23 protein-coding genes are annotated in these 21,339 nt (G+C 73.3%); 15 read left to right on the plus strand and 8 right to left on the minus strand.

The window, feature by feature from the left end:
- Window positions 1-92: 92 nt before the first annotated feature.
- Both OG259_RS35100 and OG259_RS35105 read right to left on the minus strand, forming a co-directional pair.
- Window positions 93-1,103, minus strand: a complete 1,011-nt coding sequence (locus OG259_RS35100; RefSeq protein WP_328945897.1) for a PaaX family transcriptional regulator C-terminal domain-containing protein — start codon at window positions 1,101-1,103, stop codon at window positions 93-95.
- Window positions 1,100-1,723, minus strand: coding sequence for a GNAT family N-acetyltransferase (locus OG259_RS35105; protein WP_328945898.1), 624 nt, complete (start codon window positions 1,721-1,723; stop codon window positions 1,100-1,102). The genes OG259_RS35100 and OG259_RS35105 overlap by 4 nt, the downstream gene beginning before the upstream one ends.
- A 95-nt stretch (window positions 1,724-1,818) precedes the next feature.
- On the opposite strand from OG259_RS35105, the gene OG259_RS35110 reads away from it, so the two are divergent.
- The 5 genes from OG259_RS35110 to OG259_RS35130 all read left to right on the plus strand — a co-directional run bounded on the left by OG259_RS35110 (window position 1,819) and on the right by OG259_RS35130 (window position 6,960).
- Entirely contained in the window at window positions 1,819-3,126 is a 1,308-nt protein-coding gene (locus tag OG259_RS35110) for a DUF418 domain-containing protein (RefSeq protein WP_328945899.1), read from the plus strand.
- 94 nt (window positions 3,127-3,220) lie between these two features.
- Window positions 3,221-3,724, plus strand: coding sequence for a nuclear transport factor 2 family protein (locus OG259_RS35115; protein WP_328945900.1), 504 nt, complete (start codon window positions 3,221-3,223; stop codon window positions 3,722-3,724).
- Complete coding sequence (locus OG259_RS35120) at window positions 3,721-5,211, plus strand: phytoene desaturase family protein (RefSeq protein ID WP_328945901.1); 1,491 nt, start codon at window positions 3,721-3,723, stop codon at window positions 5,209-5,211. The genes OG259_RS35115 and OG259_RS35120 overlap by 4 nt, the downstream gene beginning before the upstream one ends.
- Window positions 5,212-5,229: 18 nt before the next feature.
- Window positions 5,230-6,372 (plus strand): FAD-binding oxidoreductase, encoded by a 1,143-nt coding sequence (locus OG259_RS35125; RefSeq protein WP_328945902.1) that lies wholly within the window; start codon window positions 5,230-5,232, stop codon window positions 6,370-6,372.
- A 171-nt stretch (window positions 6,373-6,543) separates the two neighbouring features.
- Window positions 6,544-6,960 (plus strand): STAS domain-containing protein, encoded by a 417-nt coding sequence (locus OG259_RS35130; protein ID WP_328945903.1) that lies wholly within the window; start codon window positions 6,544-6,546, stop codon window positions 6,958-6,960.
- Here the strand turns inward: OG259_RS35130 and OG259_RS35135 are convergent.
- Together OG259_RS35135 and OG259_RS35140 are read right to left on the minus strand one after the other, a co-directional pair.
- Window positions 6,891-7,601: a response regulator transcription factor gene (locus OG259_RS35135; protein ID WP_328947268.1), complete on the minus strand. Its 711-nt coding sequence runs from the start codon at window positions 7,599-7,601 to the stop codon at window positions 6,891-6,893. The two genes, OG259_RS35130 and OG259_RS35135, sit on opposite strands and share 70 nt — an antisense overlap.
- A gap of 50 nt (window positions 7,602-7,651) precedes the next feature.
- A complete protein-coding gene (locus OG259_RS35140; RefSeq protein ID WP_328945904.1) occupies window positions 7,652-9,040 on the minus strand; it encodes a sensor histidine kinase in 1,389 nt (462 codons plus the stop codon).
- Window positions 9,041-9,389: 349 nt separating this feature from the next.
- On the opposite strand from OG259_RS35140, the gene OG259_RS35145 reads away from it, so the two are divergent.
- From OG259_RS35145 to OG259_RS35165, 5 genes are all read left to right on the plus strand, one after another.
- Window positions 9,390-10,085, plus strand: a complete 696-nt coding sequence (locus OG259_RS35145; RefSeq protein ID WP_328945905.1) for an ABC transporter ATP-binding protein — start codon at window positions 9,390-9,392, stop codon at window positions 10,083-10,085.
- Complete coding sequence (locus OG259_RS35150; RefSeq protein WP_328945906.1) at window positions 10,082-12,466, plus strand: ABC transporter permease; 2,385 nt, start codon at window positions 10,082-10,084, stop codon at window positions 12,464-12,466. Before OG259_RS35145 ends, OG259_RS35150 begins: the two co-directional genes overlap by 4 nt.
- A 94-nt stretch (window positions 12,467-12,560) precedes the next feature.
- On the plus strand, window positions 12,561-13,076 hold the full coding sequence (locus tag OG259_RS35155; RefSeq protein WP_328945907.1) for a PadR family transcriptional regulator: 516 nt from the start codon (window positions 12,561-12,563) through the stop codon (window positions 13,074-13,076).
- Window positions 13,077-13,237: 161 nt separating this feature from the next.
- The gene (locus OG259_RS35160) at window positions 13,238-14,425 is read left to right on the plus strand and encodes a DUF2306 domain-containing protein (RefSeq protein ID WP_328945908.1); all 1,188 of its coding nucleotides are present in this window, start codon (window positions 13,238-13,240) and stop codon (window positions 14,423-14,425) included.
- On the plus strand, window positions 14,422-15,423 hold the full coding sequence (locus OG259_RS35165; RefSeq protein WP_328945909.1) for a hypothetical protein: 1,002 nt from the start codon (window positions 14,422-14,424) through the stop codon (window positions 15,421-15,423). The genes OG259_RS35160 and OG259_RS35165 overlap by 4 nt, the downstream gene beginning before the upstream one ends.
- Window positions 15,424-15,505: 82 nt before the next feature.
- On the opposite strand, the gene OG259_RS35170 is transcribed toward OG259_RS35165, so the two are convergent.
- Entirely contained in the window at window positions 15,506-15,934 is a 429-nt protein-coding gene (locus OG259_RS35170) for a MerR family transcriptional regulator (protein WP_328945910.1), read from the minus strand.
- Between the two features lie 52 nt (window positions 15,935-15,986).
- Here OG259_RS35170 and OG259_RS35175 point away from each other — a divergent pair, with 52 nt between their 5' ends.
- Entirely contained in the window at window positions 15,987-16,943 is a 957-nt protein-coding gene (locus OG259_RS35175) for an SDR family NAD(P)-dependent oxidoreductase (RefSeq protein ID WP_328945911.1), read from the plus strand.
- A 106-nt stretch (window positions 16,944-17,049) separates the two neighbouring features.
- Window positions 17,050-17,730: an isochorismatase family protein gene (locus OG259_RS35180; protein WP_328945912.1), complete on the plus strand. Its 681-nt coding sequence runs from the start codon at window positions 17,050-17,052 to the stop codon at window positions 17,728-17,730.
- A 33-nt stretch (window positions 17,731-17,763) separates the two neighbouring features.
- Here OG259_RS35180 and OG259_RS35185 read toward each other — a convergent pair whose 3' ends face one another.
- Window positions 17,764-18,360 (minus strand): TetR/AcrR family transcriptional regulator, encoded by a 597-nt coding sequence (locus OG259_RS35185; RefSeq protein ID WP_328945913.1) that lies wholly within the window; start codon window positions 18,358-18,360, stop codon window positions 17,764-17,766.
- An 83-nt stretch (window positions 18,361-18,443) separates the two neighbouring features.
- A complete protein-coding gene (locus OG259_RS35190) occupies window positions 18,444-19,136 on the minus strand; it encodes an NADPH-dependent F420 reductase (protein ID WP_328947269.1) in 693 nt (230 codons plus the stop codon).
- A gap of 200 nt (window positions 19,137-19,336) precedes the next feature.
- On the opposite strand from OG259_RS35190, the gene OG259_RS35195 reads away from it, so the two are divergent.
- The 3 genes from OG259_RS35195 (at window position 19,337) to OG259_RS35205 (ending at window position 20,679) form a co-directional block, all read left to right on the plus strand.
- Window positions 19,337-19,780, plus strand: coding sequence for an ArsR/SmtB family transcription factor (locus OG259_RS35195; protein WP_328945914.1), 444 nt, complete (start codon window positions 19,337-19,339; stop codon window positions 19,778-19,780).
- 28 nt (window positions 19,781-19,808) lie between these two features.
- On the plus strand, window positions 19,809-20,195 hold the full coding sequence (locus tag OG259_RS35200) for an anti-sigma factor antagonist (RefSeq protein ID WP_266902576.1): 387 nt from the start codon (window positions 19,809-19,811) through the stop codon (window positions 20,193-20,195).
- 136 nt (window positions 20,196-20,331) lie between these two features.
- On the plus strand, window positions 20,332-20,679 hold the full coding sequence (locus OG259_RS35205) for an ArsR/SmtB family transcription factor (RefSeq protein WP_328945915.1): 348 nt from the start codon (window positions 20,332-20,334) through the stop codon (window positions 20,677-20,679).
- A gap of 42 nt (window positions 20,680-20,721) precedes the next feature.
- On the opposite strand, the gene OG259_RS35210 is transcribed toward OG259_RS35205, so the two are convergent.
- The gene (locus OG259_RS35210) at window positions 20,722-21,264 is read right to left on the minus strand and encodes a carboxymuconolactone decarboxylase family protein (protein ID WP_328945916.1); all 543 of its coding nucleotides are present in this window, start codon (window positions 21,262-21,264) and stop codon (window positions 20,722-20,724) included.
- Between the last annotated feature and the right edge of the window lie 75 nt (window positions 21,265-21,339).

Consider the following 21,339-nt stretch of genomic DNA (forward strand, 5'->3'; position numbering starts at 1 on the left):
GTGCGGCACGCCCCCGTCGGAATGCCGCCGGTCAGTATGGCCGACCCCTCAGCCCGCCGTCACCCGCCCTCCGGGTAGCCCGGCCGGGAGCCTCACTCGGGGACGGGCAGGTCCGCCACGTCCTCGTACAGGGCGAAGAGGCGGGGGAGGGGCGGTCCGGAGTCCCGCGCCGGGCGGTTCGTCAGCGCGGTCCAGGCCGCGGCGAAGAGTTCGCGCGCCCCGGCGCCCGGCCAGGGCCTGGGGAGCAGCTCGGGGGGCAGCAGCGGGTCGGGCCGCATGGCGTACGTGAATGCGGAGGCGAGCTGGACGGCGAGCGTCAGAGCCTCGGAGTCCGTCAGGTTCTCCGGGCGTTCGAGCCGGTCGAGGCAGGAGCGGGCGAAGGCGGCCAGCCGGTGGTGCCGGACCGCGATCTCGTCCAGGGGCCAGAGCGCGGCGGCCAGCGCCTGCGGCTCGGCGACGTCCCCGACCCGTAGGTCGGTGCTGGTGAGATACGTGACCTGGTCGGGGACGCCGAGATGGCGGGCCTGGGCCTCGACCAACGGTTCGATCGGGTTGGCGGCGACGTACAGGCCTCCCTGCAGAGGGGCGGCGCCGAGGCCGAGGAGGCTGTCGCGGAGCGTGTCACGCGCGGCCCGCGCGGACTCGGGGACGGCGAAGGCGAAGAGGTGCCAACGGCCGTCCCAGGGCGCGAGCCCGTGGTCCTGACGGTAGGCGAAGCCGACATGGGCCGTGTCGGGGGCGATCGAGCCGGTGGGGTCGGCGACCGCACGGAGGACGGCCTTGCGCCCCCGTCCCTCGTGGGTGAACCGGCCCTCCGCGACCAGGCGCTTGACGCAGAGCCGGACCTGTTGGTCGGTCATGGAGAGCAGTCCGGCTACGGAGTAGAGCTCCCCGGCGTCGACGGTCCCGTCCGTACGGACGAGGGCGTGCACGAGCGTGCGGGTGGGGATGGGGTTCCAGGGAGCGGCGTCCGCGGGGACTTCGGTGCCTGTGGGGACTTCGGTGGCTCTGGGGACTTCGGCGGCTCCGGGCATTTCGGTGGTTCCGGGAGGTTCGGCGGCGCCGGTGGCCTCGCCCTCCGTCGCGGTGGTTCCGGGCTTCATCGGGTCTCCTGGTCGTGGTGGGAGGAGGCCGCCGTGACGGGCCGGTGCATGGTCGTGACAGCGCCGAAGCCCATCAGGCCGCGCAGACAGGGCGTCTTCGCGGTGCGGACGGCGACGAAACCGTGCCGCTCGTACAGGGCGCGGGCGCGCGGGTTGACGTCGATGACGTCGAGCCGGACACGGCGGCAGCGGGCCTCGGCCGCCACGGCCGCGATCTCGCGCAGCAGGAGGCCGCCGATGCCCGTGCCCCGGTGCTCGGGGGCGACCGCGATGCCGTCCATCACGAGTTCGCGGGATGCGGGCCTGCGCTCCAGGAGGGCGAGGAGGGCCAGCCGGGGCAGTCCCCGCAGCACCCCGTACGCGGCGAGGAGGTCCGAAGCCCCGCCGCCGGTGAGCCCTCGCCCGTCGAGCTGATAGCCGGCCACCCCCGCCACCTCGCCGTCGACGAGCGCGGTGATCCCCCGGTCGTGGTGGAGGTGGGCCGCGAGGAACGCGCGGGCCTTGTCGGGCGGGTTCAGGGCGACGCCGAGCTTGCGCGCGAACGCCTCCCAGTACAGGGCGGCGACCCTGGCCTCGGCTCCCTCCGGTACGCCTCGGCGTACCACCGGCGGTGTGTCCATGGCGCTCCTCCTCGGCGGACCGGCTTGCGCTATCGATAGTAATACGTTCATTCTCGATACGAGCGTTTTGCATTCGATAGTTTTGGGGGAAGGTCATGGACTTGCAAGCGGCAGCGCAGGGCGGCGAGAGGTCGGCGGTCGGCGCCCGTGCCAGTGCCGACGCCGGTGCCGATGGCTCCGGCACCGGTGTCGGAGCCATCGGCACCAGCGCCGGCCTCGGAGTGCGACTCGCGCACGTCGATGCCCTGCGAGGCTTCGCCCTGCTTGGCATCCTCGTCGTCAACATCGGCTACATTGCGTCGACTTACCACGGCTCGGGGCTGGAGGATCCAGGCTTCGGTTCGCCCCTCGACAGCGCGGTCCGGTGGTTCGTCACCGTCTTCTTCGAGGCCAAGTTCTTCCTGCTGTTCTCGTTCCTCTTCGGCTACGGCTTCACCCTCCAGCTCGCCTCCGCCGAGCGGAGCGGCGCCCGGTTCGCCCCGCGTTTCCTGCGGCGCCTGGCGGGTCTGTTCGTCCTCGGCGCCCTGCACGCGGTCCTGCTCTTCCCCGGTGACATCCTCACCACGTACGCCCTGCTCGGCCTGATCCTGCTGGCCGCGCGGCGCATCGGGCCGCGCACCGCCGTCCGTGCCGCCGTCGTCCTCTTCGCCGTGACGGCCACCCTGTACGTCCTGCTCGCGGCCGGTGTGCACCTGGCGGGCGGCGCGGGTGTGGACCCGGGTGCGACCGCCGAGGCCGAGCGCGCCGCCGGAGCCCTGCGCGGCGGCCCCGGTGCCGTGATCGGGGAGCACCTGGGGCAGCTGCCCGACGTCGTCTTCCTGCTCGCCTTCTTCCAGGCCCCGGCCGCCTTCGCGGCCTTCCTCCTCGGTCTCGCCGCCGGGCGGGGCCGTGAGCTCGGGGACCTCGCCCGCCATCGCACGACTCTGGTCCGACTTCAGTGGGCGGGATTCACGCTCGGGCTCCTCGGCGGTGTCGTGTACGCCCACGCGAGCCTGGTGCGCCCGGGCGGCGCGTATCAGATCCTCGCTCTCGGGGTCGACGTCGTCACGGCGCCGCTGCTCGCCGCCGCGTACGCCGCGACCGTGCTCCGCCTCACCCAGGGGCGGAGGTCGGGCGGGCGCGCGGTGGCCGTGCTCGGACCGGTGGGCAGCATGACCCTGACCGGCTATCTCACCCAGTCCCTCGTCTGTGCCCTGCTGTTCACGGGGTACGGGGCGGGCCTCGTCGGCAGGGTGTCGCCACCGGTGGTGCTCGCGATCGCCCTCGCGCTCTTCGCCGTGCAGATCGTCGCCGCTCGGTGGTGGCTGCGGCGCCACCGGTACGGCCCCGTCGAGTGGCTGCTGCGGGCGTGGACCACGCTGACGCGGCCGCCCCTCCGGCGCGCGGCGACGCCGGAGGGCTGACGCGGGACGGGGTCGGCCGGCCTCTGGACGCGGCACGGGGGATGCGGTTAGCTGCCCTTGCACCTAATCAATAAGTTGCATAGGGAGTCGCGTCATGCATCCGTTCCGTAAGGCCGTCGAGAACCGGGACCACGCCGCCATCGAGGCCCTGCTCGCCGAGGATGTCGTCTTCACCAGCCCGGTGGCCTTCCGGCCCTACCCCGGCAAGGCCATCACCGCCGCGATCCTGCGCGGGGTCATCCGCGTCTTCACCGACTTCCGGTACGTGCGCGAGATCGGGAGCGAGGACGGCCGGGACCACGCCCTCGTGTTCACCGCGAAGGTCGGCGACATGGAGATCAACGGCTGCGACTTCCTTCACTTCGACGAGCAGGGGAAGATCGACGACTTCATGGTCATGGTCCGGCCCCTCTCCGCGGCTCAGGCGCTCGCCGCGGCCATGGGCGCCCAGTTCGACCGCATCAAGGAGGAGGCCCTGGCGGCGGCCACCGCCGGAGACGCCATCTCCGGAGACACCACCGCCGGAGACGCCACCGCAGGAGACGTGTCCCCCGAGGGTGCGCGAACCGAGGGTGCGCGGGCCGAGGGCGAGCGGTGAGCGGCGCGGACTTCGACGCCGTCGTCATCGGCGCCGGCAACGCCGGGCTCACCGCCGCCGCCACCCTCCAGCGTGCCGGCGCCCGCACCCTCCTCGTCGAGCGCCACAGCGTGCCCGGCGGCTGCGCGACCTCGTTCCGCAGGGGCCGGTTCGAGTTCGAGGTGGCGCTGCACCAGCTCTCCGGCATCGGTGCCGAGGGGCAGGGGTTCACACTGCGCCCCCTCTTCGACAAGCTGGGCATCGGTGACCGGCTGACCTGGGTCCGGGAGCCCGACCTCTACCGCACGGTGGTGCCCGGCTCCTTCGACGTGACCCTCCCCGCCGACTGGGAGGGCGCGACCGCGACCCTGGAGGCGCACTTCCCCGGCAATCGCGTCCGGCTGGAACGGTTCTTCGCCCTCGTCCGGGACCTCACGTTCTGGCAGATCGCCGCGATGCGCGGCACCCCCGCCGACCAGGTGGACGAGCTGTTCTTCCGGCACGGACTGCGGCCCGCGCAGGACGTCCTGGACGAGCACTTCGAGGACGAGCGGCTCAAGGCGGTCCTCGCCTCCTACTGGGGCTATCTCGGCCAGCCACCGTCCCGGCTGCCCTTCCAGGACCTCGCGCTGATCCTCTTCGCGTACCTGGAATTCAAGCCCTGGCACGTGCGGGGCGGTTCGCAGGCGATGTCGAGCGCGATCCTCGACGCGTTCCTGGAGGCCGGCGGCGAAGTGCGGTTCCACACCGCCGTCGAGGCGATCCTCACGCGGGGCGGGAAGGTCGTCGGAGTCCGTCTCGACGACGGCCAGGAGGTGGGCGCGGTCGATGTCGTCTCCAACGCCTCCCTGCCCCTCACCTACGGCATGCTCGACGGCCTCGACATACCCGGCGCCGTCCGAGCAGACCTCGCCTCGCGCAGGATCGGGGTCTCCGGCTTCGTCCTGCACATGGGCCTCGACGCCACCCCGGCGGAACTCGGGTTCACGACCAGCACCACCTTCGTGAACACCGACCTCGACGCGGACCGCACCTCCGCCTCCTGGCGTACGCGGGAGCCCGCCCGGGGGATCTGCGTCACCTCGTACGACGTCGAGCCGATCGGCTTCGCGCCGCGCGGGGCCACCCATGTCAGCCTCATGACCCTCCAGTACGGCTCCGCCTGGGACGGCGTCGAACCCGCCGCGTACGCACGGGAGAAGTTCGCCTACGCCGAGACGCTCCTCGACCTGGTCGAGACCGTCACCCCCGGCATCCGGGGCGTCATCGAGGAGGTCGACGTCGCCACCCCGCTCACCATGAGCCGCTACCTGGGCCACCCCGGCGGGGCGATATACGGCTACGACCAGGACGCCACCGAGAGCTGGCAGTTCCGCGACAGCGAGCTTCACCCGCACGTGCCGGGACTCCACCTCGCCGGATCCTGGTCCGGCATGGGCGGCTTCCAGCCCACCCTCGAAGCCGGCGCGCGCGTGGCCCGGCGCCTGCTGCGCTCCAAGGCCGCCTGAAGAGACCGGGAGGAAACTGTGACGCCTCATCACCTCACCCCGCGCTTCGCCGGGGCGGACCGCATCCGGGACGAGATCGCGGCCCGCCCCGCCGACGCCGCCGACCACGCCGCCCTGACCCGCCGCACCATCGACACCTACCACCCGCGACGGCTCGCCCTCCGGGTCGAGCGGGTCGTCGACGAGACGCCGAGCACCCGCACCTTCCGGCTCCGTCGCCCGAACGGCGCCGACCTGCCGCCGTTCCTCGCCGGGCAGTACGTGGGGGTGTTCGCGGACGGGACCAACCGCCCGTACGCGATCTCCTCCAGCCCGGCCGACCTCGGCCACTACGACCTGACCGTGCGCCGCGTGCCCGGCGGGCGGATCAGCAACCACCTGCTCGACACCCTCGCCGCCGGACACACCGTCACGACCACCGGCCCCCAGGGCACCTTCCACCACAACCCGCTCTTCCACGGCGAGGACGTCGTCTTCCTCGCCGGCGGCTCCGGCGTCGCACCCGCCATGAGCATGATCCGGGAGATCGTCGACCGGGGGCTCGACCGGCGCTTCCACCTCCTCTACGGCTCCAGGTCCCTCGACGACGTCCTGTTCCGCCCGGAAATCGACGCTCTCGCCGCCGCCCACCCCGGCATCCGGGTCCACCACGTCCTCCAGCACCCCGACCCGCGCTGGTCGGGCCCCACCGGGCTGCTGACCGCCGAGCTCGTCACGGAGCTGGCAGGGCCCCTCGACGGGCGGATGGTGTACGTCTGCGGGCCCCAGGCCCTCTACCCGTACGCCCTCGGGCAGCTCACCGAACGGCTCGGACACCCGCGCCGCAGGATCCGCTTCGAGGCCAACGGCGCCCCCGCCGACCCCACCGCGCAGCCGCACTGGCCGGACGGCGCCGACCCGGCCGAAGAGGTCACGGTCGCCACCCGGGGCAGCGCGTTCCGCACCCGGCGCGGCCGTCCCCTCCTGGACGCACTGGAAGACGCCGGCATCCGCCCCGAATCCGCCTGCCGCTCCGGCGAGTGCGGCCTGTGCCGCGTCCGCGTCCTCAAGGGCGAGGTCCACCACGCGGAGGAGGCCCGGCTCCGGCTCTCCGACCCGGACTCGGGGTACGCGCACGCGTGCGTCGCGTATCCCCTGACGGACGTGGACCTGGACGTGTGAGGAGACGGAGCGCCGGTCGTGGGCATACGTACGCACATAGATCGTCCGTACGAGGGGAAACGGCTAGAACATTCACCGATTCAGGTGACAGCGGCCGAGGTGAAACGTCCCTCCCGGAAGGGGGACGGCCACGCTCGAAGCGACACACGGAGCCACCCTGTGGAGCACCCGATGCAGCTGATCCCCCGTCATGACCCGTACATGGTCGTCCGATCGACCGGCGACGTCACCGTCGCCGCCCTCCGGGGCGAGCTCGACCTCGTCCTCGTACGGCACCTGCGGCCCGAGCTCGACGCCCTGGTACGGGAGTCCGACGCCCTGACCGTCGACATCCGGCGCCTCACCTTCTGCGACGCCACCGGGCTCGGCCTCCTCGCCCACTGCGCGGGCCGGACCCGGCAGCGGGGTGCGCGCTGGAGGCTCGTCTGCGACCAGCCGTGGATCCTCCGCCTCATCCGCCTGACGGCACTGGGCGACGTCCTGTGCCCGGAGGCCGCGCTGCCGGACGGGCCCGAATCTCAGCCCGGACCGTCGGATCCGGTGGACCCGCGGCTGTCCGAGCCGGGCGTGACCAGACCCGTCTCGTAGGCGGCGATCACGGCCTGCGCCCGGTCGCGCAGCCGGAGCTTCGACAGGATGCGGGCGACATGCGTCTTCACCGTCGCCTCGCTCAGGCGGAACCGCTCGGCCAGCTCGGCGTTGCTGAGGCCGCGGGCCAGCGCTTCGAGGACCTCCAGCTCACGCGGGGTCAGCGTGGCCAGTTCGCGGTGCGGGGCGGCGGAACGCCCACCGGACGTGGCGAAGCGCTCCACCAGGCGGCGGGTGATCGCCGGGGCGAGGAGCGCGTCGCCGGAGCGGACGAGCCTGACCGCCGCCGTCAGGTGCTCGGGGGTCACGTCCTTGAGCAGGAAGCCGCTGGCACCCGCGCCGAGCGCCGCGTACACGTACTGGTCGAGGTCGTAGGTGGTGAGCACGACGATCCTGGGCGGTGCCACCTCGACCGCCCTGTCCGCGAGGATGCGGCGCGTGGCCTCCAGGCCGTCGGTGCCGGGCATCCTGATGTCCATCAGGACCACGTCCGGCCGGGTCCGCCGCACCGCGGCCACCGCCGCGTCGCCGTCGGCCGCCTCCGCGACCACGTCGATGCCGTCGGCGGCCAGGATCATGCGGAAGCCGGTGCGTACCAAGGCCTGGTCATCGACGATCACCACACGCGGAGCGTCGGCCACACCGGTCGGGTGAGTCACGCCGGTCGACTCGGTCACGCCGGTCGGGTCGGTCACGGAGCCTCCCACGGAATCACCGCCCGGACCCGGTACCCGCCGTCCGGGCCCCTGCCCGCCCGCAGCGTACCGCCGTAGACCGCGAGCCGTTCCCGCAGGCCGAGCAGGCCCTGACCGCCGCCGGGTTCCGTGGCACGCCGCGCGGTGCCGCGGTCGCGGGAAGCACCCGGGCCCGTCCCCCGGTCCCGGGAAGCGCCCGCACCAGAGGCGGGGGCACCCGTGTCGGAGACCTCCACGCGCAGTCGCTCCGGCTCGTACTCCACGGTGACCGAGACCCGGGCGTCCGGCGCGTGCTTCACCACGTTCGTCAGCGCCTCCTGCACCACCCGGTACGCGGCGAGGTCCACACCGGCCGACAGCGCGACCGGGTCGCCCCGCACCGCCACCTCCACCGGCACCCCGGAGGCCCGCACCCGGTCCGTCAGCTCCGTCAACCGGTCCAGACCCGGCTGCGGGGCGAGCTCCACGTCGACGGCCGGGTCGGGGCCCTCCGCGGCCATCGTGAGCAGCCCCATCACGTGCCGCAGCTCCGACAGCGCCGTCCGCCCCGCCGCCTCGACGGCCAGCATCGCCTCGCGGGCCTGGTCGGGGGAGGCGGCCAGGACCGTACGCGCGGCACCGGCCTGGATCGTCATCATGCTCACGTTGTGGGTGACCACGTCGTGCAACTCCCGGGCGATCCGGGACCGCTCCGCCTCCACCGCCCGGCGCAGCTCGGCCTCCCGCTCCCCGCGGAGCGCCCGCTCCCGCTGCCGCCACAGGTGGGCGCCGTGCGAGGCGAGGGCGATCGGCAGCAGTACGAGCAGGGGTACGAGGCCCTCGTCCACGTCCGGGACCAGGGGGAAGACCGCGTACAGCACCACGCCGGAGACGAGGGAGACCACCACGGCCGTGCGGTGCGGGCTGTACATCGCCGCGCTGTACGCCGCGACGAGACCCGACGCGAAGGTGAGCGTGGTCGCGTCGGCGGCGACATCGCCCTGGTGCAGGAGCACCGTCGCGCCCATCACCACCCAGTAGACGGCCAGGGGAAAACGGCGGCGCAGCACCAGCGGCAGCGCGGTCAGCGCGGCCACCGACAACTCCCAGCCATCGACCGGGGGAAGCAGATGCTCCACGGCGGGCACGGGCTGGGGCGCCTGCGGGAGCTCCGGGGGGAAGGACGGCTGCGGGATCGACGGCGGCACCGGCAGAGGGAACGGAGCGTCCTCCGGATCCGGATGGACGTCCACGTACGAGCGGTTCAGATCACCCACGATCGTCGTGATCGCGAGCGCCAGGGCGAGAAGCCCGTCGGCCGCCCACGCCCAGCGGGACAGCGGGGGCGGCGCACCGAGGGCCCGGGGTCCGCGCACCCGGTCGACGAGTTCTTCGTACCAGCTCACCGGTGCAGTGTGCCAAGGAAGGGGAGCGGGCGGATCAGCCCGTGGGACCAGCCCGCCGCCCCGGGGGAGTACATCGCGCGGATGACGTCGCCGCGCCTCCACCGCACACGGTACGGATCTTCGCCACCGAGGCCGACGCGCCCCTCGTGGAGCTGCTCCTAGCGTCGGTTCGGCGCGGACACGACCGACCGGAACGCCGATCGAAGGGCCGACCGCAAGGCCGATCGGAAGGCCGATCGGAAGGCCGATCGGAAAGGCCGATCGGAAAGGCCGACCGGCCACGACCCGACCGGCCACGACCCTGTCGGTCGCCGCCACCGTTTCCCCCACCCAGAGCCCTGGAGGGCCCATGACCGGATCCGAGCCCCTGATCGACCTGAGCGACGTCGGGAGGACGTACGACGACGGCCGGGCCGCGCTCTCGGAGCTGACCCTGCGCGTCGGACGGGGCGAGGCGCTCGCCGTCCTCGGGCCCTCCGGCAGCGGCAAGTCGACCCTGCTCAACCTCCTCGCCGGCCTCGACCGGCCGAGCACCGGCCGTGTGACGGTGGACGGCCTGCGCGTCGACCGGCTGACCGAGACCGCCTCCGCCAGGTACCGGCGCAGCCGGATCGGCATGGTCTTCCAGTTCTTCAACCTCCTCGACGACCTCACCGTCACCGACAACGTGCTGCTCCCGGCCCAGCTCGCCGGGATGCCCCGGGCCGAGGCGGCGGCGCGGGCCGCCGAACTCCTCGACCGGCTCGGCGTCGCCCGGCACGCGCGCGTGCACCCCGGCCGCCTCTCCGGCGGCGAACGGCAACGCGTCGCCGTCGCACGGGCCCTGATGAACCGGCCGCCGCTGCTCCTCGCCGACGAGCCGACGGGAGCGCTGGACACCGCGTCCGGCGCGGACGTCCGCGATCTCCTCCGTGAGCTGAACGCCGACGGGCAGACCATCGTGCTCGTCACGCACGACCTGGCGCTCGCCGAGGCCTGCGCGACCCGCACGATCGAACTCGTCGACGGCCGCATCGCCCGCGACGCCATGGCGGTGACCCGATGACCGGCGGCGCTCTCGGCCGGGTCGTGCGCGCGGGCGTCGGGCGGCGGCGTACCCAGACCGCGGTGATGGTGCTGACCACGCTGTTGTCCGTCGCCTCCGCCGTCCTCGCGGTCGGCCTCCTCGTCGCCTCGGGCGCCCCCTTCGACAGGGCCTTCGGCCAGCAGCGCGGAGCCCATCTGACCGTGCGCTTCGACGGTCCGGCCGCCACCGAGGAGCGGCTCGCCGCCACGGCACACGCACCCGGAGTGGCCGCGTCCGCGGGCCCGTTCGCCGTGGCCTCCGTACGCCTCCGCGCGGACGGAGCGGCCCCGCCCGGGTTCGAGCCGCCGCCCCTGACGGTGGTCGGCCGGGCCTCCGCGGCCGGGCCCGTGGACGCGGTGACCCTGGTGGAGGGCCGGTGGGCCGGGGCTCCCGGCGAGATCGTCCTGGAGCGGGGGTCCCGCCCGCCGGGCGCCGGCGTGGGGACGCGGCTGACCGCCGGAAGCGCCGTGCTCACCGTGGTCGGCATCGCCGGGTCGGCCGGCGAGAGCGCCGACGCCTGGGTCGTACCGGTGCAGCTCACGACGCTCGCGGGGGAGCGGCCTCCCGCCTCGCAGATGCTGTACCGGCTCGCCGACGCCGGCACGCGCGCCGAGGTCGCGGCGGGCCGGGACGCGATCGTCGCAGCCGCCCCCGCCGGAGCGGTCGTCGGAGCCCGCTCGTATCTCGACGTCCGCGAGGCCGCCCAGGAGAACACGGCGGCCTTCGTGCCCTTCGTGACCGCCTTCGCCCTCCTCGGACTCGCGATGTCGGTCCTGGTGATCGGCATCGTGGTGAGTGGTGCCGTGGGCGCCGCGACCCGCCGGATCGGCATCCTCAAAGCGCTCGGCTTCACCCCGCTCCAGGTCGGACGGGCGTACGTGGCGCAGGCCCTGATCCCGGGCGCCCTCGGAGCCGCGCTCGGCGTCGCCCTCGGCAATGTGCTCGCCGTTCCCCTCATGGCGGAGTTGGCGGAGACGTACGGAACGACGGCGGTCCTGATCCCGCTCTGGGTGAACCTCCTCGTGCCGGCGGTCGCTCTCGCCGTGGTCGCCGCCACCGCCTTCGGCCCCGCGCTGCGCGCCGCCCGGCTGCGGACCGCCGCGGTCCTGCGGCTCGGCGCGGCCACGGGCGGCGGCGGGGGGCGCCGGATCCGCGGCCTGTTCGGGCGGCTGCCGCTGCCCCGTCCGGTGACCCTGGGACTCGCCGCGCCCTTCGCCCGCCCCGCGCGCGCGGCGAGTACGGCCGCCGCGGTGACCTTCGGTGCGCTCGCGGTGACCTTCGCGGTGGGCCTCGGCAGCACGCTGGTCGCGGTGAAGACCGACGGGGATCCGGACCGGGGCGGCGACGTCACCGTCCGCACCCTGGCGAGGCCGGACGACGCCGGACCGGGACAGTCGGGAGGGGACGGTGGACCCGGAGTGCCCCTGCCCGGGAATCCGGCCGACCCGGCCGCCGTGGCGGCGGCGATCGCCGCGCTCCCGGGGACCGGCTCCGTGTACCGGACCGCGCAGACGCAGCTGGAGGTGGCGGGACTCAAGGGCGGCGCGCAGCTCGTCGCGTACGAGGGGAACACCGCCGGCAGCCCCCACACGATGCTCTCCGGCCGCTGGTTCGAAGCCCCGGGCGAGGCGGTCGCCCCGACCCGGTTCCTGCGGGCCACGGGGGTGCGCACGGGGGAGACGGTCACCTTGTCCGAGCAGGGGCGCACCGTCCGGGTGCGGATCGTCGGCGAGGTCTTCGACCTGGGCGGCGAGGGCATGACCCTGCGCACGGCCGCCGCCTCGGTCGCCGCGCTGCAACCCCGGTACCTGCCCGCGGACTTCACGGTCAGCGTCGCCCCGGGCACGGACGCCGCCCGCTATGCCGAGCGCCTGCACACCGCCGTCGCCCCGCTCGGGGCGGAGGCCGCGGTCACGGAGGCGGGCAAGTCGAGCGTCATCCGGGCGATGCAGGCCCTGATCGCCATGCTCACGCTGATGCTGGTCGTGGTCGCCGGTCTCGGGGTGCTCAACACGGTGGTCCTCGACACCCGCGACCGGGTCCGGGACCTGGGCGTGTACAAGGCCCTGGGGATGACGCCCCGGCAGACGGTCGCGCAGGTCCTCACCTCCGTGGGCGCGATCGGTCTGGTGGCGGGCGCGGTCGGCGTGCCGCTGGGCGTGGCGCTGCACCGCCAGGTGATGCCGGCGATGGGCCGCGCGGTCGGCACCACGATCCCGTCCGCCGACATCGACGTGTACGGCACGCCCCTGCTGGTGCTCCTCGCGACCGCCGGCGTGGTGATCGCGATGGGCGGCGCCCTGCTCCCGGCGGGCTGGGCGGCCCGCACGGCCACGGCACGGGCACTGAGGGCGGAGTAGGGGGCGGACCGGGGGATGCGGTGGAGGTGGGGGCGGGGAGCCGTCCGGGCCGAGGGCGAGGGCCCGGGCGAGGTGTCGCGATACCGTCGGCCGTATGTCTGAAGTCCGGTTGACCACGCCCTCCTTTCTCGTGCTCGGCATCATCGACAAACTCGGCGAGGCCAGCCCGTACGACGTGAAGGTCGAGGCCGCGCGGACCGTGGCGCCGTTCTGGTCGATGCCGCACGCGCAGGTCTACGCCCAGTGCGACCGGCTCCTGGAGGCCGGGCTGCTCTCGGAGATCAGGCAGCCCGGTGGCCGGAACCGGCGCCTGATGAAGCTCACGGACGAGGGCTCGGCCGCCCTGCGCGGCTGGCTCGCCGACCCCTCCTTCGTGCCCGTCGAGGCGCGCGAACGCGGCATCCTCAAGCTGTGGTTCGGCGCCAGCCCGCGCGTCCACGCCCCGGTCCAGATCGAGGAGCACCGTCGGACCCTGGACGAGTACGAGGAACTGGCCGGTGAAGTCGGCGAGTTGCTGACGCGCGGACAGCGCGAGGCGCTGGAGTTCGGCATCCGGTATGAGCGGATGATGGTCGATTTCTGGCACTGGGTCGAGAGCCGCGAGTCCTGAATCTGTTACCGACCGGTTGACCCCGGCGGTGCCCCGCCCTACCTTCCTCCATAGTCCAGAAAGGACTATCGCGCCCCTCGCGGCTGTGAGTGCGCGTGAACGGTGGAGGGGGATGCACCGTGGGACGTCCGACGAGCAACACGAGCACGAGGTGGGGGCGGGTGTCCGCCGTCGCCGTGACGGTGGTCTGCCTCCTGTACGCGCCGATCGCCATGACCGAACTCTGGCCGTACGCCACACCCGGCGCGCCCGCCGTCGGCGAATGGCTCCTCGGCCGGTCCGTCTCCCCGGAGTTCGTGGCCGAGGCCGTGCGCGACCGGATGGCACCGTACGCCCGCAGCCTGGGCCCGCTGATCGTGCACTCGGTCCTGGGCGGCCTCCTGATGCTGCTCGGCCCGGTGCAGCTGCTCTCGGCGGTACGCCGCCGCATCCGGCTGCACCGGATCGCCGGAACCGTCTTCGCCGTCACGGTGTACGTGTCGATGGCCGGCGCCGCGCTCTACCTGCTGCGCACCCCGCCGGCGCAGGCCTTCAGCGGAGCCGCGTTCTGGATCGTCCTCGCCACCATCCTGGTGGGCACCGTCGGCAGCGTGACCTTCGGTGTCCTCGCCGCCGTACGCGGCTTCCCCGACCTGCACCAGCGCTGGATGCTGCTCTGCTACGGCTTCCTGATGACCGCTCCGCTGCTCCGGCTCGAATGGGGCGCCCTGCCCTCGCTGTACCCCGGGCTCTCCATCCAGGACATCAACCGCGTCGCGATCATGCACCTCGGCGCCCTCGTCGCCTTCGGCGCGCTCCTGGCCTCCCGGGCCCTCGACCGGCGGACCACCGTCCCGGGCCTGACCGGCACCTGGGCGCCGGGCCCGGTCCTCGTCGCCGCCCACCTCGCGGGCGCCGCGGGCCTGGCGTGGATCACGTACGCCTTCCTCGGCCAGGGCGCGCAGGGGCGACGGCTGTTCGTCGCGTACCTCGTCCCGTACGTGCTGACCCACGCCGTCATCGCGGCCCGCGCGGCAAGCGCCCGCCGGCGGGGAGCGACCTGGGCGCGCGAGGAGTGGCGCCTGCACCTGGCGGCCCAGTGTCTGGCGCCCGCGTTCTCGGCGGTGACCGTGCCCGTGCTGGAACGGACGATGGGCCTCGACCGGCTCACGTCCCTGATCGCGGGCGTCGGCATCGGTGCGGGAATGCTGGCGTACGCGGCGGTCACGGTGGTGAGTCTGCGGATCTTGCACGGCCGCGAAGTCCTGAGGAGACAGCGGGAGTTCGCCGAACCGTCGACCGGCCCGGCGGCCGCCGCCGCGGCTCCGGTCGGCGTCGGCGGGGCCGCGGGGGAAGGGGAGCGGCGATGAGCGACATACGACAGGAAGAGGCCGAGGCGGTCGCCGGAGCCGCGCGCTCCGGCCGGCCCGACGGCCGTGAACTCTCGCCCGCCGTCGTCCTCTTGAGCGGCGTCGTGGGAGGCATCGGTCTCACCACCGGCGGTCTGCTCACCGTGACGAGCCTGCTGGGATACGCGGCCGGCGCCTGGGTGTCCCCCGAGGCGCTGAGCCCCGGGCTCCTCGGCGCCGCCATGGCCGGGGTGGCCCCGGCACTGTTCACGATCGGGCGGGCGCGCGTCTGGGAGGACGTACGGAGCCTGGTGCTGCCGCTGGCGATCGTGCTCGTCGGCCTGTTCACGGTGAGCCTGCTGAACGGCGGCACCCTCCAGGCCGTCAGGGGCGGCCCGCTGTTCCTCGCCCTCTTCAGCCTCGGCTGGGTCGCCACCCTCGGACTCCTCGCCCTCGCCGCCGTCGGCTGCCTCGCCGCGCAGTACCGCAGACCGGCGGAGCGGGTGGGCGCTCCTCCGGAAGGTCCGGTGGGCGGCGGCCCGGCGTCGCGTCGGCAGCCCGTCGCCCCGATGCCCGGCTGGTCGAAGCCGCCGCTCGCGATCGTCGGCTCGGGATGGTTCGGCATCGGGTTCGGTCTGCTGGCCTTCCCCGACTTCTGGGGCGCGCTCGTGCCGTGGACGGTGAACCGCGCGGACGCGCAGGGCCTCGGCGTGTGGGCCCTGGCGCTGGGTGTCGGCATCCTCGGGGCGCTGGCCGAGGACGACCTCACCCGTATCCGCCCGGCGCTCCGGGCCGTTCCGGTGGTGGCGCTCGCCGCGGCGGTCGTCCTCGCCGTCCATGCCCGGTCGGTCGACTGGGCCTCGGGCCCGGGCATCTCGCTCCTCGCCCTCGTCACCGGTCTCCTCACGACGGGAGTCTCGGGCCGGTGGCTGCTCTCGCGGGCCACCCGCCGAAACGACGCCACCCCCGAGGACGAGCCGAGCAACGTGGACAAGTCGCCGAAGAAGAGGGCTTCCTGAAGTCGTGGGCCCAGGGCCCAGGGCCCACGACTTCAGGAAGCCCTGAGCTCCTGAGGTCCTTGAGCCCGGCGCGCGGGAATGGTCACCGAGGTGGTGTCGGTGCTGTCGGTGACCAGACCCCGGCGGCCGTTCCGTCGCGAAGATGCCGCTCGTAGGTGACGACCTTGCCGTGGATGACGTCGAGGTTCTCGGTCAGGGCGGCGATCCTGGCGCGCACGGTGTCCTCGTGCTCGCGCAGCAGCGCAAGGCGGTCCGGCTCGTTGCCCGGCCCCGACCGGACGAGTTCGGCGAACCTCCTGATCGTGGCGATGGGCATGTCCGAGTCCCGGAGTCGGCCGCACAGCACCAGCCACTCAACATCCGCCCGGCCGTAGATCCGCTGCCCGCCACCGGAGCGCGGGATCTCGCGAAGGAACAGGCCCTCGCGCTCGAAGAACCGCAGTGCGTGCACGCTCATGCCGGTCATCTCGGCGACCTTGCCGATGGGCAGGCCTCCCGTGTCCTCGCTCATCACAGCAACGTACCTTGACCTAGCCTGCACTCCAGCTTCTAGCGTCATCGGCATGATCACCAAGCAGCTGCGGATCGGCACCGGTTTCGGTGCCCACAGCACCGCCGAAGACGTTCTCTCCGGGATCGACCTGACCGGCACGACCGCCCTGGTCACGGGCGGCCATTCGGGCCTCGGACTGGAGACCACCCGCGCTCTGGCCCGAGCGGGAGCACAGGTCGTCGTCCCCGCACGCCGCCCCTCCGCCGCCGAACGCGCTCTGCGCGACATCCCCGGGACGGAGGTGCACGCACTCGACCTGGCGGACCTGGAAAGCGTCCGGTCCTTCTGCGCACGTTTCCTGGAATCCGGCCGTCCCCTCGGCATCCTCATCAACGGCGCCGGCGTGATGGCCTGCCCGGAAACACGGGTCGGACCGGGCTGGGAGGCGCACTTCGCGGTCAACCACCTCGGTCACTTCGCGCTCGTCCAGCGTCTCCTCCCGGCCCTCGCGGCCGGAGGGGCCCGGGTGGTGTCGATCGCCTCGGCCGGGCACTTCCTGTCCGACGTCCGCTGGGACGACATCCACTTCCGCACCGGCTACGACCGCTGGCTCGCCTACGCCCAGTCCAAGACGGCCAACGCCCTCTTCGCCCTGCACCTCGACCGTCTCGGCACCGACCTCGGCGTGCGGGCCTTCGCGGTGCACCCCGGCAGCATCCTCACGCCCCTGCAGCGCCACATCCCTCGGGAGGAGTGGCTCGCCCTGGGCTGGGTGACGCCGGACGGCAAGCCTGCCGACGGCTTCAAGACACCCGGGCAAGGCGCGGCGACAGCGGTCTGGGCGGCGACCTCCCCGCTCCTCGACGGCCATGGAGGGGTCTACTGCCAGGACTGCGACATCGCGGAACCGGCCGCCACGGACGACATGCTCATCGGCGGAGTGAAGCCCTGGGCCACCGACCCCGGATCGGCATCCCGCCTCTGGGAACTCTCCGGCGGACTCACCGGCCTGAACGCGCTCCGGTGAAGTCTTCGGGAACGCCGGGCCGGGACAGGCGCGGGAGGGCGGTCCGCCCGCGACGGACGTGCGAAATCCCCTGGCAGCGGGGGAACATGGACATGAGGATGGCGGGATGACCACCCAGCACCCCGGGACCTCCCCGAACGCGCGTACCGCCCCGAACGCCCACACCACCCCGGATGCCCTCACCGGTCCGACCGTCCCCACCACTCCGACCGCGCCGCCCGTGGACGCCCTGATCGTCGTGGACGTGCAGTCGGCCTTCGTCACCGGTGACGGGGCCGTGCCCGCAGCCGCGCGGCTCGTCGACCGTACGACGGATCTCATCGCGCGGGCCCGGCGGGACGGGGCGCTCGTCGTGCACCTCCAGAACGACGGACCGCCCGGCGCGGAGGACGAACCCCACACGCCGGGCTGGGCGCTCCACCACCCGGTCGAGCCCGGTCCCAGGGAGGTGGTCATCCGCAAGCCGCACGACGACGGCTTCGCGGAGACCCCGCTGGGCGGAGTGCTCACGGACGCCGGGGTGAGGGCCGTCGCCGTCTGCGGCGTGATGTCGGAGATGTGCGTGCAGGCGACGGCCCGTACGGCCCTGGCGCGCGGCTACCGCGTCGTCGTACCGCACGACGCGCACGCGACCCAGGACGTGCCGGCGGCGCCCGGGATCAGCGAGGTCGTACCGGCCGCGACGGTCTCCCGGGTGGCGGCCTACGCCCTCGGCAGTGACGCGGAGGTCACCGTGCGGGCCTCCGAGGTCACCTTCACAGCGCCCCCACTGTCCGGCACCGGCTGAAGTCCTCTGCCACCGACCGGAGTTCAGGCGCGCTCACTCCGGGCGGAGCGAACGCCAGATCCGGTCCGGCAGGACCCGGGCCGCCTGAGCGAGGTCGACGTCGTGCGCGCCGGACAGCCAGCGGCACGCCGTCTCGGCGGCCGGCCCGATGATCAGCGCCTCGACCAGCGGTTCGGGAATCGGCGCGATCTCGCCCGCCTCGACGAGCGGCCGCATCCACTCGCCGATCGCGGCGAGCAGAGGTTCCTCGGCCGCCCGGACCCGATCGGCATGGGCGACGAGATGCCCCGAGTGGGCGGAGGCGTGGATGAACAGCGCGGCGTCCGGGTGCTCCTCGGTGAACCGGAGGTACGCGGTGACCATCGCCCGCACCCCGGTGCGGGCGGTCCTGGTGCGGCCCAGGGCGGTGACGACCTCGCCGTGCAACTGCTCCGTGCACCGGATGTACAGGGCGGCGGCGAGGCCGTCGAAACTGCCGAAGTGGTGGTAGAGGCTGCCGAGGCTGACGCCGCCCGCCGCCGTCACCGCGTTCACGGTGAAACCGTGCCGGCCGGAGTCCGCGTACACCCGCAGCGCCGTGGTCAGCAGGCGCTCGACCGTGGCCTCGCCACGCTGCTGCTTAGGAGACATGGGCACACCCTAGTGCAGCTGTAACTAGAGTTTGGTTCTAGTAGCCTGGCTGCGGAGTGCCCGGGTCCGGTAGGGGCGGGAGGTCAGCCGCGGAAACCCTCGGGGCGCTCGGGTGAGGCCTCGGCGAGCGCCTTCCTCACGGCGTCCACACCCTCCCGGAGGCCGTAGACCGGAGTGTCCGGCTGCTGGCGCCAGGAGTCGTCGATGCCGCCCGCGTCCACGGAGTCGAAACCCAGCTCGTCGACGAGGAGCCGTACCTTCTCCTTCGCCGCCGCGTCGTCACCCGCCACGGGCAGGGCGAGCCGCTCCGGGTCACCCGCCGGGCGGGGCCGCTCCAGGATGTCCTGGGCGTAGGTGCCGTTGAAGGCCTTGACCACCGGGTGACCGATCTGGCGCTCGGTCCAGCGGCTCTCCGTCAGGCCCTCGTCCTCTATCGCGTCGATGCGGCCGTCGCGCTCACGCGGGTAGTAGTTGCCCGTGTCGATCACGACGAAACCGTCGGCGGCACCGTCGAAGAGCCCGGCCGGAAGGTCGGGGACGTTCTTCAGCGGGACCGTCACCACGACGACCTCCGCGCCCCGCGCGGCCTCCGAGGCGGCGACCGCGGTGGCGCCGGTCTCCTCGGCGAGCGCGGTGAGGGTGTGCGGGCCGCGGGAGTTGGCGACGGACACGTCGTGGCCGAGGGCGGTGAGGCGGCGGGTCAGATTGCCGCCGATGTTGCCGGCGCCGATGATGCCGATCTTCATGATGCTTCCTTGTCGAGAGCTGTACGCGATCAAGTGCTGTCGTTCTCCAGCTTCCGTCAGGCGTCCGAACGGTGGGGTCGGAACCCGCCACACGCGCAGTCCCAGGATGCGAGACCGGCAAATTGCAATATTATGCAATTCGATACATCCTGGTCGGGCCGAGCCCGTGGGTAGCCGCCGGGCGCACCCCGCCCAGCCCCGCGCACCCGCGCCCCCGGAGGACAGAGACCGTGCCGGTCCCGCTGTACCAGGCCAAGGCCGAGTTCTTCCGCATGCTGGGCCATCCCGTACGCATCCGGGTCCTGGAGCTGCTCCAGAGCGGGCCGATGCCGGTACGGGAGCTGCTCGCGCGGATCGAGGTCGAGCCGGCGGCGCTCTCGCAGCAGCTCGCCGTGCTGCGCCGCTCCGGGATCGTGACCTCGACGCGCGAGGGATCGACCGTCGTCTACACGCTCGCGGGCGGAGACGTGGCCCAGCTCATGCAGGCCGCGCGGCGGATCCTCACCGAGATGCTCACCGGACAGGGACGGCTCCTCGCGGAACTCCGCGAGGGCGGCACCGCCCACGCCTCCGACACCGCCGGAGCCTCCGACCTCTCCGTCACCTGCGGCGTCTCCGGCGCCACCGGCGTCCCGGCCCCGCAGTCCTGCTTCCCACCCGTGCTTCCGCAGTGATCGCCGTACGAGAAGGATGACGACGCACATGACCATCGAATGGCGTTACACCGTCCAGCAGGACCTGGGCGTGCTGTCCCTGGCCGGGTTCCTCGGAGCCGACGCCGTGGGACGGTTCACCGGGGCCGTGGGATGGGCGGTCGCGCGGGGCACCGGGCCGGTCGTCCTCGACCTGACCCGGCTGCGGGGCTGGTCGGTGGGCGGGCAGCTCGCCGTGGCGGAGGCGGCGCTCCGGCTCCGGGCCGCGGGCCGGGCCCTCGAACTGGCCGCGATCCCCGCCGACGGCTCCCTCGTCCCCGCGGGTGAAGGGCCCCCGGTCCTCGTCCACCGCGACCTGGCCGCAGCACTCGCCGCGCACCGTGACGCGGGTGCGGAGCAGCGGGCGTGGCGCAGTGACGCCTGGCCCACCGCCTGATCTTCGGCCCACCACCTGATCCCTGGCCCACCGCCCGATCCCCGACCCGCCGTTGGTATGTCTTCGGCCACGGGAGGCGCGAGGATGGGGGCATGCTGCAGAGTGCCGGGTCGACGCGACGCGCGGGGTGGGTGCGATGAGTGCGCCGCTTTACCAACTGAAGGCCGAGTTCTTCAAGACGCTCGGACACCCCGTCCGCATCCGCGTCCTGGAGCTGCTGAGCGAACGCGAACACGGGGTCGCCGAGATGCTCCGCGACACGGGCGTCGAACCGGCGTACCTCTCCCAGCAGTTGGCCGTCCTGCGCCGGGCGAACATGGTCGTGGCCCGACGTGAAGGGACGGCGGTGTACTACGCGCTGACGAGCCCTCAGGTGGCCGAACTGCTGTGCACCGCCCGGGCGATCATCTCCGGCGTCCTGGCGAACCAGGCGGAACTGCTGGCCGACCTCCGGTCCGCGGCGCCCCGCGAGAAGACCCCCTAGGGGTGCCCTGGGCGGGTTCGGGGCGAGGCGGTTCCTCCCCGGTCAGGCAGTCGGTCGGGTCTCGTTGTCCGGCTGGATGCCCGCCAGGAGATTGAACGCACCCGTCAGCAGGTTGAGGGTGACCACGCCGACCACCTCCGCGATCACCCGGTCGCTCCAGCCGTGCCCGCGTACCTCGGCGATGTCGTCGTCCGACAGGGAGCCCGGTTCGGCCAGGACCCGCAACGCCAGGCCGATCAGGGCTGCCTCGCGGGGGTCGATGGACGTTCCCTGGCGGGCCAGTTCGATGTCCGTCTCGCTCAGGCCGGCCGCGCGGCCGGCCGCGCGGTGCGCTTCGCGGCAGGTGCCGCAGCCGATCCACTCCTGGACGGCCAGCGACAGCTTCTCGCTGAGGGCGCGCGGTATCTTGACCCGCTTCATCGCCCGGGACAGGCTCAGATAGCCGTCGAGCAGCGCCGGTGAGTGCGCCATCGTCGACACCATCTCACCGACGGAGCCATGTCGTCGGGCGATGTCGGCCAACAGCTCGCCCGCCCGGCCCGGTGCCTGCTCGGGAGTGAGCGCGGTCATTCTTCTCGTGGTCACGAAGCCCTCCTCGTTACGGCCAATATACCCATGGGGGGTATGTGGATCGCAACGAGGAGCGGGTCCGAGACGTTC

Source organism: Streptomyces sp. NBC_00250 (assembly GCF_036192275.1).
Taxonomy (GTDB): Bacteria; Actinomycetota; Actinomycetes; order Streptomycetales; family Streptomycetaceae; genus Streptomyces.